The sequence below is a fragment of the Pseudomonadota bacterium genome (genome assembly GCA_036339585.1).
Taxonomy (GTDB): domain Bacteria; phylum Pseudomonadota; class Alphaproteobacteria; order UBA8366; family UBA8366; genus UBA8366.
Map to the genome: position 1 here is coordinate 12,812 of JAYZAS010000014.1, position 14,466 is coordinate 27,277.

Sequence of the window (14,466 nt, forward strand, 5' to 3'; positions counted from 1 at the left end):
TAGTGGGATTGCACCAAAAGTTCGTTCAACTGATTACGAAAGCAAGGCTATGGCAAAAACTGGTGGTGAGGCTAAAAACACCTTGTATTGTTCGTTCTGTGGCAAAAGTCAGCACGAAGTTCGCAAACTTATTGCGGGACCGACAGTGTTTATATGTGATGAATGTGTAGAGCTCTGCATGGACATCATCAAAGAAGATCACAAGGCTGCGATTTCGAAGTCTTCTGACGGCGTACCAACGCCTCGCGAAATTTGCAAAGTTTTAGACGATTATGTCATAGGGCAGGGTCACGCTAAGAGAGTATTGTCCGTTGCAGTACATAACCATTACAAGCGTTTGGCTAATTCCGGCAATAGTAATGATGTTGAGTTGGCCAAATCCAACATATTACTCATAGGCCCCACGGGTTGCGGCAAGACACTGTTAGCCCAGACTTTGGCACGTATTTTAGATGTGCCGTTTACCATGGCAGACGCCACCACACTCACCGAGGCAGGCTATGTTGGTGAGGATGTTGAAAATATAATTCTAAAATTACTTCAGGCTGCAGATTATAATGTTGAGCGAGCTCAGCGTGGCATTGTCTATATCGACGAAGTAGACAAAATTAGTCGCAAGTCAGACAACCCGTCCATTACCCGAGATGTATCGGGGGAGGGTGTTCAACAGGCACTTCTCAAAATTATGGAAGGGACTATTGCATCGGTCCCTCCGCAAGGAGGGCGCAAACACCCTCAACAAGAGTTTTTGCAGGTCGATACTACCAATATACTCTTTATTTGCGGGGGAGCATTTGCTGGTTTGGAGAAAATTATATCCCAACGTGATAAAGGTTCGTCCATAGGCTTCGGAGCCGACGTGCGGTCTGCGGATGACAGGAATATCGGGGAAATACTTCAAGAGATAGAACCAGAGGATCTCCTCAAGTTCGGGCTGATTCCAGAGTTTGTGGGCAGATTACCCGTACTTGCAACTCTGTCAGATTTAGATGAAGAGGCGTTGATTGAAATTTTAACCACACCCCGCAACGCTCTGGTAAAGCAATATCAAAGATTGTTTGAAATGGAAGGTGTGAATCTTGAATTTGCAGATGATGCATTACGTGGTGTCGCAGCCAAGGCTATTGCCAGGAAGACTGGGGCGCGCGGTTTACGGTCTATTCTTGAAAGCATCTTACTAGACTCTATGTATGACCTGCCAAGCTTGGAGAGTGTTGGGGAAATCGTGATAAACAAAGAGGTTGTAGAGGGCAGAGCTGACCCTTTGCACATTTATTCAGACCGGCAGAGAGAGACAGAAAAAAGTGCGTAAATTTTTACTCATGGGTGGCATTTGTAATTTTTCAAGTCTTGAATAAAATTTAATTGGCAACAGCTCAGAAGATATAAATTTTTAATCAGAAACAGCTCAAACCTAGAGAGTTTATTATGGACGAATTAGACGAAAAGCAGGTACTGCCAGTATTGCCTTTGCGCGATATTGTTGTCTTCCCTAATATGATCGTTCCCCTTTTTGTCGGGCGAGATAAGTCAGTGAGAGCTCTCGAAGATGTTATGAACGATAACAAGCAAATTCTTCTTTTAACGCAGAAGAGTGCATCTGATGACGACCCTACCCCTGATGAGATTTATGAAGTGGGGACTATCTCGACTGTGTTGCAACTCTTGAAGCTTCCAGACGGTACAGTGAAGGTTCTTGTAGAGGGTGGCAAGCGTGCCCACGTTACCAAATATATCGAACACCCCGACTTTTTCCAGGCTGAATGCGCCGTAGTGATTGAGCAGTCTGAGGAGGCAGAAGAATTACAGGCTTTGAGCCGTGCCGTGGTGTCTGAATTCGAACAGTATATCAAGCTAAACAAGAAAATCCCACCTGAGGTACTTATTTCTGTCAACCAAATCGAAGACCCGGGGAAACTCGCTGATACTGTAGTGCAGCACTTGGCGTTGAAAATTGCCGACAAGCAGGCACTGCTCGAGCTACACAAGGTATCTGAGCGACTTGAGCGTGTGTACTCGTTTATGGAAGGTGAGATCGGCGTTATGCAGGTCGAAAAGCGTATCCGCAATCGTGTAAAACGTCAGATGGAGAAAACCCAGCGAGAATACTATCTAAACGAACAAATGAAGGCCATTCAGAAAGAGCTTGGTGACGGTGAAGATGGTAAGGATGAGCTTGCTGAAATAGAGGAAAACATCGCAAAGACAAAGCTTAGCAAAGACGCGAGAGAAAAGGCGCAGTCGGAGTTGAAAAAATTGCGCGCCATGAGCCCCATGTCAGCTGAAGCTACAGTTGTTCGCAATTATCTTGATTGGATACTCAGTATTCCATGGAAAAAACGTACCAAAACAAAAAAAGACTTATCTGTTGCGCAAGATATCCTTGATCAAGATCATTATGGGCTTGAAAAGGTTAAGGACCGTATTCTTGAATACCTTGCTGTGCAACAGCGTATGAGGAAAGTTAAGGGGCCCATACTTTGCCTTGTGGGACCTCCTGGTGTTGGTAAGACTTCTCTCGGAAAGTCAATAGCGCGTGCTACGGGTCGCAAGTTCGTTCGTATGTCTCTTGGTGGTGTTCGAGACGAGGCTGAGGTGCGTGGGCACCGGCGCACGTACATAGGATCTATGCCTGGTAAAGTTATTCAAGGAATGAAAAAGGCTGGTTATTCAAATCCATTGTTTTTACTGGATGAGGTTGACAAGTTAGGAGCTGATTGGCGTGGTGATCCATCCTCTGCTCTCCTAGAAGTACTTGATCCTGAGCAAAACAGCACCTTCGCAGACCACTACCTTGAAGTGGATTATGATCTTAGTGATGTAATGTTTGTCACAACAGCAAACACACTCAGGATGCCGCAGCCATTAATGGATAGAATGGAGATCATTCGCATAGCTGGGTACACAGAAGACGAAAAAGTGGAAATTGCGAAGAGGCATCTTATAAATAAACAAATTAAGGAAAATGGGCTCAAGAAGGGCGAATGGTCGATTTCGGACGATGCCCTCAGGGATCTTATTCGTTTCTATACGCGTGAGGCTGGTGTTCGTAGTTTAGAACGAGAATTGGCTAATTTAGCACGTAAATCCATCAAAGAAATTTTAATGGATGGCAAAGTTCAGAAGGTGGATATAACGCAAGAGAACTTAGAAGAATTTGCTGGTATTAAGAAATACAGGTTCGGCGAGGTTGAAGAGGACGATCTTGTTGGTGTTGTGACCGGTCTTGCATGGACTGAAGTTGGCGGAGAGTTGTTGACGATAGAGTCAGTTAAGCTACCTGGAAAAGGAAAGATTCAAAGCACTGGTAAGCTCGGTGATGTAATGAAGGAGTCTGTCGCAGCTGCTGAAAGCTATGTAAAGAGCAGGGGGCCGTCCTTTGGAATTGCGCCTACGTTATTTGAAAAAGTAGATATACACGTCCATGTTCCAGAAGGCGCCACTCCAAAAGATGGTCCATCCGCTGGCGTCGCGATGGTAACATCAATCGTGTCTGTTCTTACAGGAATAGAAGTGAAAAAAGATGTGGCGATGACGGGCGAAATAACTCTGCGTGGTCGTGTCCTTCCCATAGGCGGTCTTAAAGAAAAGTTGCTAGCAGCGTTGCGTGGTGGGATTAAGCAAGTCCTTATTCCGCAGGATAATGCGAAAGACCTTCCGGATATCCCGGATAATGTTAAGGAAAGCTTAGATATTGTCACGGTAAGTTCTCTCGACGAGGTCTTAGAAAAAGCCCTCGTATCCGAGGTAACTCCTATAGAGTGGGAGCCCGAATCGGAAGATGTCAATCCGGTGCCCGGTGAGGATGGGAAGGGCAGGGTTGGTACTGTTACTACTCATTGAGCAGTGGCTTTTAAGGTATTGGCATAATTGGATTATTTGTGGGTTTTTGTTAATCCGCAGAAACACGAGGGTTTTGGTTGACTGGTCTGGATGAGCATCGTTACTTTGGTAAGGTTGTACTAAGAATTTCTTCATCATCAACTTTTAGCCAGCCCGAAGGAGTGCGTTGCTTTGAACAAAAATGATTTAGTTGCATCCGTAGCATCGGATGCAGGATTGTCGAAGGCCGATGCGGCCAAGGCAGTTGACGCAGTTTTTGATACGATCGCAGGCTCATTAAGCAATGGTAACGAGGTAAGGCTTGTAGGTTTTGGTACCTTTAGTGTTGGACACCGGAAGGCAACGACTGGGCGTAATCCGCAAACTGGTGCCGTAATACAAATCCCTGCTTCTAATCAGGCTAAATTTAAGGCCGGTAAAGGGCTCAAGGACGCCGTTAATTAAAATAATAGCGTTAAGGGGTTACAACATAGTAACCGGTCATCCTAAAATGGGATGGCCGGTTTGCTTTTTGACTGGTATAGAGAAGTTACAGTACGTAAATGCTGAATATGGGCGGTTAGCTCAGCTGGGAGAGCACCTCGTTTACACCGAGGGGGTCGGCGGTTCGATCCCGTCACCGCCCACCATATAGGCTGCATGTTCTAGGTTGACAGGTTTTCAGCGCTAGATTACAGGATTGCTGCAGGGGGTGTAGCTCAGTTGGTTAGAGCGCTGGCCTGTCACGCCAGAGGCCGCGGGTTCGAGTCCCGTCACTCCCGCCACTTTCTCCAATAAAGTCAATGGCTTAACTACATGTGGCTCTTCGGTCTGCCGACCTTGCCGACGCTCTTGCCGACGTTGCCAAACTTCCGGTGTATCATCCGCTAAATCCTGATTCTCATTATCGAGATAATTTCCCATTTTACGCCGTGCGTTTCGGGCTGTTTGTTTTGCTGACATCACATACTCTTGCAAAATAGGGCTGTTAATTGCATGACCGCTAAAAGAGACTATTTCTGCATTAGTGGCAGAGTTTTTAGCTAGCTCCGTTATTCCGGTTTTTCTTAAATCTTGGAAGGTAACATCGCCGCCAACACCCGCACGGTCCCTGCAAATACGGAACGCTCGACCAAATTGGTCTTTATCTCTATACGGCCTACCTGTGCCTTCATAACAAATAATGTGTGTTGAATTAACACCACTCTGCAGCATCACCTCAGGTTGATTTATTACTTCATCAGTAAGCGGACTGTATAACGTGTTTTTGCCGCGCTCTTGATGTCTACACGCAATGTCCGCTTTCGCTCTTGAGCGGACGTTGGTTCGAAAAAATTGTATGTATCCCGCATAACCGGGATCTGCTACACCTACAAAAGTTGACGGGTAAACTGCCTCTATCAGGGAATAGTGTGACCTTTAGGTTTATAGATCTTTTCGCCGGAATAGGCGGTTTCCGGATCGCCTTTGAACGAGCCGGAGGACAATGCGTATTTTCTTCGGAGTACGACAAATACGCACAACGTACTTACGAAGCTTTTTTTGGCGAAAAACCAATCTTCGATCATATTGTCAAGGCTGACCTATCTGGAGATATTGAAAAAATCCCACCCAGCTTGATTCCGGATCATGAGATTCTGGCTGCAGGGTTTCCCTGCCAGCCGTTCTCTTTGGCAGGTGTATCAAAAAAACAGTCGCTTGGGCGCCCACATGGTTTTGATGACCCGACGCAAGGAACTCTTTTCTTTAATATCAAGGAAATCCTCCGCATTAAGAAACCCGAGGCTTTTCTGCTCGAAAATGTGAAAAATCTTCTTTCACATAATAGCAGGCGAACCTTCCAGATAATTCTCGAATCACTTGATGAACTGGACTATCACGTGGAGCACAGTGTTCTTGATGCAGCCCTCTGGACGCCACAACACCGTGAGCGTGTTTTTATTGCGGGTTTCAGAAAGAAGACCTCATCAAGAAATCAATCATGGGAAGTATTACCGGGCCAATTCGATTTTTCGAAAATTGAGCCTCTCGTTACAAAAACTAGCTTAGAAAGTATTTTGGAGGATCATGTTGAGTCAAAATATACTTTGGGACCCGGAACATGGGATACACTTGTCCGCCACAAAAAAAAGCACGTGGCAAAGGGACAGGGCTTTGGTTATGGGCTTATTGAGCCGCCCTTTAATAATAAAACCACAAGGACGTTGTCTGCCCGGTATCACAAGGACGGTGCAGAAATATTGATTTACCAAGGTGATGATAAGCGGCCGAGAAGATTAACGCCCCTTGAATGCTGCCGGTTGATGGGCTTTCCAAAAGATCTCCAAAGACATTTTGATCGACGTGACAACGAGAAAACTCAACCTGTATCTGATACTCAAGCCTACCGCCAATTTGGAAACTCAGTGTCTGTACCGGTGGTAACTGATATCGCCAAGTTGATGTGCGAGACATTGGAGCGCGCTAAGAACCCGTCTTTCAGAAAGGTCTCTTGAGAGCTTGGTTGATATCGTCGACAGAAAAACCCGCAGCCGCATGATGGCGGGTATTAAGGGGACGGATACAAAGCCCGAGCTATTAGTTCGAAAAGGTCTGTTTAAGCTGGGGTTTAGGTATCGACTACATGACAAAAATTTGCGCGGTAAGCCGGACATAGTTTTTGCGCGACTCAAGGCGGTGATATTTGTACACGGTTGCTTCTGGCACGGACACAATTGTCCGCTTTTCAAATTACCCGCTACTCGAACCGATTGGTGGAAAGGGAAGATTGAACAGAACCGAGCCCGTGATATGAGGGCCCAGAACGAATTGGCGGCTCTGGGATGGAGGCAGGCTGTTGTATGGGAATGTGCCCTTAAGGGAAAACACCGTCGCAATCCAGATGAGGTTATCAAAGAATTGGCAATGTGGTTAAATGGTCACGAACGGACATATGAAGCCCGAGGCTCCGCCATATGATCGAGACAATACCCGCTCTCGTCGGCCTGTTACGTTCCCACGGTGCCCATCGGTTTTATGCGAAAAGGTTGTCGCCAAACGACAACTCGAAAAATCAGGTTTATCTGGGCGGGGACTTTTCAGCGCTTAACATAATTCCTCATCAGAAAGTGTATGTTGATGATGGCGATATCGCGGGCAGTAAACGAGATAGAGCAAAGGCTAAAATCTTGTTCTCATGGGTCGATGAAGATGTAAAGCATCCAGCGCCTTACGCTCAATTAATTCTTTATCCAAAATATCCTGAAGTACGAATGTCCGGGTTTCTTCGGGGATGCCGGGACGCTCCGGCAGCAGTCATGCGCAATCGAGACGAGGGACGTGTGATGTTCTTTGGGGTTACCCACGCCGGAGAAGTGCTGGGCTATGCGGTAGGGCGACAACATCCTCTTGCTCGCGAAATTCACGGTAGTGAACGCCTGCACGAAAACGGTGTATTCTTAGAAATTCCCTCAGACTTTGAGGCAGGTAATACTAAATCGCAATTACTAGCGTCCCTGAAAAGAATTTATCAAAAGCACTGGATACAATCAAAAAGGCTGGGACCGGACAATCTTCCACAACCTTATAAGGCCTCAAATGGAGGCGGGTACACTTTAGAAGCCGAATTGGGTATCCCACCGAATGGGCATGCTAAGCCTGATTATCTTGGCTGGGAGATAAAACAATTTGGAGTCGAAGACTTTATCAAATTTCGCGCCAAAGGCGCTGTTACGCTAATGACACCCGAACCAACTGGCGGCTTATATCGTGATGTCGGTGTATTGGAATTTATGAAACGCTACGCGTATCCGGACCCAAAAGGAAAACCAGATCGTTTCAATCTTGGAGGTACTTACAGGTGTACGACGCGAGACTTTCATCACCGAACAGGATTACGTCTTGAATTACACGGTTACGACACGCCGACCGGCATAATTACTGATATGACTGGCGGTCTCGTTCTGAGTTCACGAGACGGTAATGTCGCAGCAATGTGGGGCTTTACGAAAATGATGAAGCATTGGAATCGCAAACACGCCCAAGTCGTATACGTACCATCATTAAGAAAAAAATCACCCCCAGAGTATTGTTTTGGTCCTAAAGTTTTTATTTGTGAGCAAACTGATTTTACTCTTTTTTTAAAAGCTGTCTCCGACGGTATTGTCTACTATCAACCCGGAATAAAGATGGAGCGGGCCTCCGAAGAAAAACCGGCTATAAAGAGGCGTAGCCAATTTAGGATCAAATACTCTCATGTGAGGCAAATGTATCACGAACACGCCCAGATCGAACTCTAGTACGGAATCCGATTAGTCGCGTCTGCCGTTTAAAATCGCGTAAAGTGCGATCAATCAAAAAAACACCTGATGTTAATAATGATATAAAAAAGGCATTTTCATAATCGCCGTTGGCTTGAGCTTTAAATATTCTTTTGTACGCGGTATCACATTGCTTCAGGGTCCAAGCTTGCGATATCCCATCTGATGGATTGCTGTCTGCCAATTTCCGTAAGTTCTTAACCTGCGGTTCATTTTTGGCGCTGTTAGCAGCTCCATCGTTCTCTAGAAATCCGATATTTGGTCGACAAGCACGAGAATGCAGGCACCCAAAATAGTTGTTGAAAGGAAAAATTTAAAAATAAATTCCAGCACTCTTGTTCCTTCAGCGGGTTCTTCTCAGCATTCTTCGCAAACGAAAAATCCAAATTGACAATAAAATGATGATCAATGGTTGCACAATTATGAACACCCATATATTTAGTGCTTCATACGATATTCCAAAGAATCTGGCCGTTTGTACCAACAGAACGACACAATAGCGGAATATTGCGTCAATCCAGTCTATTCCGGAACCATTCACGGCTTTAAGAGCTCGAAAATACTCTTCGTCTGCGCCCTGATGCCCTGCATTCAGAACAAATAAACCAAGTATAAACCCTACTAGCACAGCAATTATTAGGCAGAGTATTATGGTCAGTTTTCTCATTCGCGCATTGTGTCAAATAACAAACGCGTTGTGTAGAGGAGGGCACCTCCCAGCAAACTCAGTTATCCACATCTGCCCGTATTGAGAGTTTCGCCGTGTATTGGAGAGTCCCCAGTACACGCATTCGCATTGAAATTGTTACGGGGAGCAGAGAACAATGCCTTTACTTCATTCAAGGGTGACTTCCTACTTATTGGCAGTAGCTTTGATGTTTGGGATTGCTGGAAATGCATTGGCGGCAACCAATCCTTTGACGCTCAACGATCTCAGTCAGAATGTAGTGGTGGGTCGAAAGTAATAGAGGGTTGTTACAAGGAGAAAGACGGGGAATACACTAAAAGTGAATTTAGAGTATGTGTGAAGTGAGGGCTTAAACTTGGCCCCAGCTCCATCGCCGATATATCAACCTCTCAACAAAAGTCTCAATTCCATTTGAATTGGATCTTCTAGAAATCTTTTTTCATTGTTTTTTTCTTGCCGGGGATCTGAATACCCATGAGATTATTTAATTGCATTTTGCAGAAGGCATCCATTTGTTTATTATAATCCGGTATCGCCTTAAGCGTCCGGAATTGTTTGCCCAATTCTTTTTGGAACTGGGTATCTGCACGGCCCCATTCTACATCCGATTTAAGATTGTGTTTCTTTGTGAGCCAGGCTTCTAAGTTTTTAATGTGGACCTTAGCGTCAGCCATCTGTTGTGTATTCAGATATTGGATCGCATACGGTTTGCGAATTTCATAACAGTTTTTAATAGACATGTACTGATAATAAACATTCTTCAGCCAATTTTCCTCCTTTGCGTCCTCAGCGGCTTGCTCTTTCGCCATACGTATTTTCTTATCTCGAGCGGCTTTCTCTTTCGCCATACGTATTCTCTTAGCCTTAGCGGCTCTCTCTTCCGCCATACGTATTGCTTTAGCTCTAGCGGCCGCTCTCTCTTCCGCCGCCCTCTTGGCTTCCTGTTTTCGGGCTTCTTCTTCTGCTTGTTCCTGTAAATAACGAAGCCTACTCAATTGGCGCTGGGCTGGGGCAAACCCCTGTTCGGCAGCAAGTTTGTACCACTTCACCGCAGTCTTATGTTTATTTTTTGTTTGGTACAGACTACCCAGACTGAACTGGGCAAAGTTATTCCCCTGTTTCGCAGCAAGTTTGTACCACTTCACGGCAGTCTTATCGTTCTGTGGAACACCTTTTCCTTCGGCGTACATTTGACCCAGAGAATACTGGGCATTTGCTCTCCCTTGTTCGGCAGCAAGTTTGTACCACTTCACCGCAGTCTTATAGTTCTTTGGAACACTTTTTTCCTTTCCGCTTGCGTACATATCACCCAACTTTTCCTGGAAAAGGGGGGCCTGTTCGGCAGCAAGTGTGAACCACTTCAACGCAGTCTTATGTTTATATTTTGCTTGGTACCACCTACCCAGACTGAACTGGGCAGCGGCGAGTCCCTGTTCGGCAGCAAGTTTGTTCCATTTCGCAGCAGTCTTAAAGTGCTTTCGAACACCTTGTCCTCTGAAATACATTCGACTCAGATTGTACTGGGCAGAGGCATTCCCCTGTTCGGCTAAAGGTTTCCATTCACGCATAGCATTAGCGTAGTCACCTTTTTCATAAGAAGCAGAGCATTTACCCGCTATCGGCGAATGCGAATGTTTCGTCCCTGAAAGGCAAATCTTTATTGACTTAGCACTCGCACTAACTTTCACAGCGGCTTCCTTAGCAGCCGCTTTTTTTTGCGCTGTCTCGGTAGGGGCTGTTTTCTTTGTTGGCGTCGGCGCGGCGGCAACCTCAGGTTTTTGGGCTTTCGGTTGAGGTGCGTTTGTCGTGACATCAGAGTCAATTTTCTTAACGGGCGCGGCAGGCGTTTTTGCGACCTTGTGGGCAAACGGCGGTTTCACCCCAAGTTTCGTCATTGAGGTACCCAAAGCTAAAACAGAGCTCTTCAGCGTACCCAGGGGTTCCTTACCTGTAATCTTTTCATATTGTTTTACGAGTTTGGTCAGGCTATGAGAATTTGGGTCCAAGGGATTTTTAGAGATACTCAACTTTATCGTCTTGATCCCGTCTACAATCTTAGTCAGTGCAAGCCTTTTTTGCTCTTCCATTATAATTGCGCGAGCCTTGATCTCGGACTCCCTATAAGCCGCAAACGCTTTATTTCGTGACATGAATACTGTCAGTTTGCCAAAATTAGACCCCTTCTTCGTAAAACTACCGGAATCTATGTCCTGTTGCGCAGGCACAAATAACTCGGCCAGTTTCATGGCGTCGACTTTGTCGGGGTGTTTCTTGAAGAAATTTCGAAGATCGGCGATATATTGCTTCGCATCAACCGGGGCTTTGATCGCATTTACCGCGTTACGCTTCTTCTTCTCGGCATTAGCTTTAGCGGCTTTCTCTTTTGCCACGCGTATTTTCTTAGCTTTAGCAGCTTTCTCTTCCGCCATGCGTATTTTCTTAGCTTTAGCCGCTTTCTCTTTTGCCACGCGTATTTTCTTAGCTTTAGCCGCTTTCTCTTTTGCCGCGGCATCTGCCAGCCGCTTTTCTTCCTTCGCTACCAATTCAGCCAAGCGCGGTGCGAATTCACGAGTGCTTAGCTTACCGTCGCCCTTCGCAGCTTCCGCCTCAAAAAGTGCGAAATCGCGTTCTTGCAGGAACCGCAAGTTTGCAGCACCTGCGTTCTTATCATCGCCATCTGTCGTCATTGTGCCAAAAACACTACCTGACATAGATCGCCAGTCACTGCAGCTAAGTGACGTATCAGTAAGTGGCTTATTTATGGCAAAATTATCTACTTCACACGACTCCTCCCAAGTATCATTTTTGCATACATCTGGATCACAAACAGTCGATAAGTTGGCCTCACTAATTTTTCCGTCCTTGACAATGATAACAGCCGTGAACGTTGAGCTTCCGTTATAATCTACTGCTTTCCAACGACCATCGCCGCCACTCTGTGCCGCTACTGTGCCAGCAAAAAATATACAAGTAGAAAAAATTGAGGTGATAACCTGGATTACCTTAGTTGCGCGCATTGTTTTTTCCCTCGGGTTGTCCATGGTTATATTTTTTAATAGCTTCGGTCAGGTTCCTCAAATTCGCATTATACCGTATAAGGGCCAGTTCGTGTAGGGGAGGGCACCTCCCAATAAACTCAGTTATCCACATTTACCCTCATTGACAGTTTCGCCGTGTATTGGAGAGTCCCCAGTACACGCATTCGCATTGAAATTGTCACGGGGAGCAGAGAACAATGCCTTCACTTCATTTAAAATGGACTTCTTACTTATTGGCTGTAGCCTTTATGTTCGGGATTGCCGGAAATGCATTGGCGGCAACCAATCCGATGACGCTCAACGATCTCAGTCAGATCGTGCTTGGATTAAAGAAGGAAGTGGACCGGCTGAGTAAAGAAAACAAAACACTGTCCAAAAAGCTGGAACGGATTGAGACCTTAAGATACGCAGCACGTACCCCGTCGTCGGCGTATCAGATCGGTAATTCAGAAAGGCTTATGAAGGCACGTCTTTCGAAACCAGTGAGAGTAGCGTCCTTGGGTACAACGCGTGTTGCAGAAAAAAGCTCCAACAAAACGAAGACAAAAGAATTAGAAAACCGTATCACTGCTTTGGAAAAGAAATCGCATTCCGAGATCAGGCCTTATGTGCGGTATGATTTGGCGGTGGGGGAAGCTATCTTCGATGCATACCGAGGTACTAACAATGATACCGTTGGTAATCCCCATTTCGACAGCGCATTTTACCCATTAAGCGTCGGAATGGGATTGCAGCTTAATGACTCTTTACGGGGTGATATTACATTCGATTATTACGTAAAGGATCTACAAGTCGCGCGTGCGGGGAATGAAGACAAAAGTTTGTCTAACTTGTTTGTCTTGGCCAATGCGTACTACGATTTTAAACCTATTTGGACGATTTCCTTAGATAAGCGTAACTTTGATATTTCCCCCTATGTGGGTGGAGGCTTGGGTTTTTCCTATTTTTGGGGTGATACGATCCGGCCCATGTCAGACAACTATGCTCATTCACTAGCCGTGGCTGCCATGGCCGGCGTCAGCATAGATTTATGGGAAGGATTGTCAGCAGACATAGGGTACAGGTATGCACAACTTGGTTTTTTTGAATATTATACGATGACGAACAATGCCCTTAGTGACGCGCATCAAGATACTCGCTTGCAACGCCACGACTTCCGGATGGGTCTGAGATACGCGTTCTAAAGGGATAAGTAAAAGAGCAGCCATTTGTGCTCCGGTGATCCATGTTTGATATTTACATTTTCGGAAAATAATTTTTTAAATGGTATGAAACGCTATTAAATCCATCATTTTGGACATGATCAGATATTTCATCAAACTTTGCCTGAATGTCTGAATATTGCGCGAATGGTCCCAGGTTTTGAACTTCATCAAAATAGAAATATAAACCTCTGTATTTATATGCAGATGCCCAGCTTCCATTCGCAGTCTCTATAAACTCAACTTTCTCTCCTTCGCTGAGCACATCCTCAAAATCAATTGCACCTTCATAGGTGCCAAATATATTCACCCAGTCAAAACAGAATGCCTCTCTTATCGCTTCAATTACAAACTGTGCATCCTCAAATTGTATTGGGAAACTGAGCTTTGATCCTGCCACGGTTGTGAATTCTGGCGGGTAGATTATCAGTGCGGGCAGTTCTGCAAACCTGTCCTCAGGACGAAGGTGGAACTTTTTAAGCCTATCATCCGGGTTCGCCCGTATCTGATATGTTGGATAAATTCTGTTGATCTTTATCTTTTTTCTGAAACAAAGGGAGAAGAGATCGTCCAAAAGCCGTTCCCCTTTTATAGAGACAAAAATACCTTCCACATGGTCACGAAATGCTTTGGAAAAACTCGTCCCATTGCGCAGTGCGTGGGATTTTATAGTCTCGTATCTATCCCCATTTGGAGGCCCAAATACAAAGGTGATATCACTATAGATTTGAGTAGTCATAGGAATTCCCTTTCCAAAATTGCTCAACAAGCAATCCACAAAGAGAACGTCGGGATTTGGAGGATAAGAACGTATCAGGTCGTTGCTACACCAGAACGATAAGGCCGTTACTATTCCAATCCAAACATTCGGTTGGGATTAATCTGAGTATAGTTAAAGATGATATGCAATTGAACTACTTTTTAGGCTAAAGGGATACTACCACCCCATCCCAGTTATCCCAGCTATCCTTCTGTTTCAAAACTTCACGGGCAAGTTTCTGTGCTTCTGCGATTTGGGCAGGGGTCATTTTCTTCTCAAACTCACCCCTCAATTTGGCACCCAACTCATTCCCATTCAAAGCAGCAATATTTCCCCACATATGGGCATAGATATGATCCTGTATCACCCCAAGTCCGAATCCGTACATCACACCCAGATTGGACTGGGCAGAGGCATCCCCCTGTTCGGCAGCAAGTCTGAACCACTTCACCGCAATCTTATCGTCCTGTGGAACACCGTATCCGTCGCGGTACATCAAACCCAGATTGTACTGGGCAGAGGCATCCCCCTGTTCAGCAGCAAGTCTGTACCACTTCACCGCAGTCTTATCGTCCTGTGGGACACCTCGTCCTTGGTCGTACATCATACCCAGTCTGAACTGGGCAAAAGCATCCCCCTGTTCGGCAGCAAGGGTGTA

General features: G+C 45.6%; 11 protein-coding genes and 2 tRNA genes. 10 read left to right on the plus strand and 3 right to left on the minus strand.

Annotated features, from left to right (window positions below):
- The first annotated feature begins 49 nt into the window (after window positions 1-49).
- From clpX to VX941_09850, 9 genes are all read left to right on the plus strand, one after another.
- Window positions 50-1,312: an ATP-dependent Clp protease ATP-binding subunit ClpX gene (gene clpX, locus VX941_09810; GenBank protein ID MEE2933703.1), complete on the plus strand. Its 1,263-nt coding sequence runs from the start codon at window positions 50-52 to the stop codon at window positions 1,310-1,312.
- Between the two features lie 116 nt (window positions 1,313-1,428).
- Window positions 1,429-3,843, plus strand: a complete 2,415-nt coding sequence (lon, locus tag VX941_09815; protein MEE2933704.1) for an endopeptidase La — start codon at window positions 1,429-1,431, stop codon at window positions 3,841-3,843.
- Window positions 3,844-4,014: 171 nt separating this feature from the next.
- Entirely contained in the window at window positions 4,015-4,287 is a 273-nt protein-coding gene (locus VX941_09820) for an HU family DNA-binding protein (GenBank protein MEE2933705.1), read from the plus strand.
- 109 nt (window positions 4,288-4,396) lie between these two features.
- Window positions 4,397-4,472, plus strand: a tRNA-Val gene (locus tag VX941_09825).
- A gap of 58 nt (window positions 4,473-4,530) precedes the next feature.
- A tRNA-Asp gene (locus VX941_09830) sits at window positions 4,531-4,607 on the plus strand.
- A gap of 627 nt (window positions 4,608-5,234) precedes the next feature.
- Window positions 5,235-6,317, plus strand: coding sequence for a DNA (cytosine-5-)-methyltransferase (dcm, locus tag VX941_09835; protein MEE2933706.1), 1,083 nt, complete (start codon window positions 5,235-5,237; stop codon window positions 6,315-6,317).
- A 4-nt stretch (window positions 6,318-6,321) separates the two neighbouring features.
- Entirely contained in the window at window positions 6,322-6,780 is a 459-nt protein-coding gene (locus VX941_09840) for a very short patch repair endonuclease (protein ID MEE2933707.1), read from the plus strand.
- A complete protein-coding gene (locus tag VX941_09845; protein ID MEE2933708.1) occupies window positions 6,777-8,099 on the plus strand; it encodes an MvaI/BcnI family restriction endonuclease in 1,323 nt (440 codons plus the stop codon). Before VX941_09840 ends, VX941_09845 begins: the two co-directional genes overlap by 4 nt.
- An 845-nt stretch (window positions 8,100-8,944) precedes the next feature.
- Window positions 8,945-9,085, plus strand: coding sequence for a hypothetical protein (locus tag VX941_09850; GenBank protein MEE2933709.1), 141 nt, complete (start codon window positions 8,945-8,947; stop codon window positions 9,083-9,085).
- Window positions 9,086-9,233: 148 nt separating this feature from the next.
- Here the strand turns inward: VX941_09850 and VX941_09855 are convergent, their stop codons facing one another.
- A complete protein-coding gene (locus VX941_09855) occupies window positions 9,234-11,825 on the minus strand; it encodes a tetratricopeptide repeat protein (protein ID MEE2933710.1) in 2,592 nt (863 codons plus the stop codon).
- A 218-nt stretch (window positions 11,826-12,043) separates the two neighbouring features.
- Here VX941_09855 and VX941_09860 point away from each other — a divergent pair, with 218 nt between their 5' ends.
- Entirely contained in the window at window positions 12,044-13,030 is a 987-nt protein-coding gene (locus VX941_09860; GenBank protein ID MEE2933711.1) for an outer membrane beta-barrel protein, read from the plus strand.
- Between the two features lie 52 nt (window positions 13,031-13,082).
- Here the strand turns inward: VX941_09860 and VX941_09865 are convergent, their stop codons facing one another.
- Together VX941_09865 and VX941_09870 are read right to left on the minus strand one after the other, a co-directional pair.
- The gene (locus VX941_09865; protein MEE2933712.1) at window positions 13,083-13,787 is read right to left on the minus strand and encodes a hypothetical protein; all 705 of its coding nucleotides are present in this window, start codon (window positions 13,785-13,787) and stop codon (window positions 13,083-13,085) included.
- Between the two features lie 187 nt (window positions 13,788-13,974).
- Window positions 13,975-14,466, minus strand: a 492-nt coding sequence (locus VX941_09870) for a tetratricopeptide repeat protein (protein MEE2933713.1), incomplete at its 5' end; no start/stop codon positions are given.

Excerpts from the sequence above, each read along its gene's own strand:
- clpX (MEE2933703.1), top strand. The coding sequence starts at position 50 with ATGGCAAAAACTGGTGGTGAGGCTAAAAACACCTTGTATTGTTCGTTC.
- VX941_09865 (MEE2933712.1), bottom strand. The coding sequence starts at position 13,787 with ATGACTACTCAAATCTATAGTGATATCACCTTTGTATTTGGGCCTCCA.
- VX941_09850 (MEE2933709.1), top strand. The coding sequence starts at position 8,945 with ATGCCTTTACTTCATTCAAGGGTGACTTCCTACTTATTGGCAGTAGCT.
- VX941_09855 (MEE2933710.1), bottom strand. The coding sequence starts at position 11,825 with ATGCGCGCAACTAAGGTAATCCAGGTTATCACCTCAATTTTTTCTACT.
- VX941_09860 (MEE2933711.1), top strand. The coding sequence starts at position 12,044 with ATGCCTTCACTTCATTTAAAATGGACTTCTTACTTATTGGCTGTAGCC.
- VX941_09845 (MEE2933708.1), top strand. The coding sequence starts at position 6,777 with ATGATCGAGACAATACCCGCTCTCGTCGGCCTGTTACGTTCCCACGGT.
- lon (MEE2933704.1), top strand. The coding sequence starts at position 1,429 with ATGGACGAATTAGACGAAAAGCAGGTACTGCCAGTATTGCCTTTGCGC.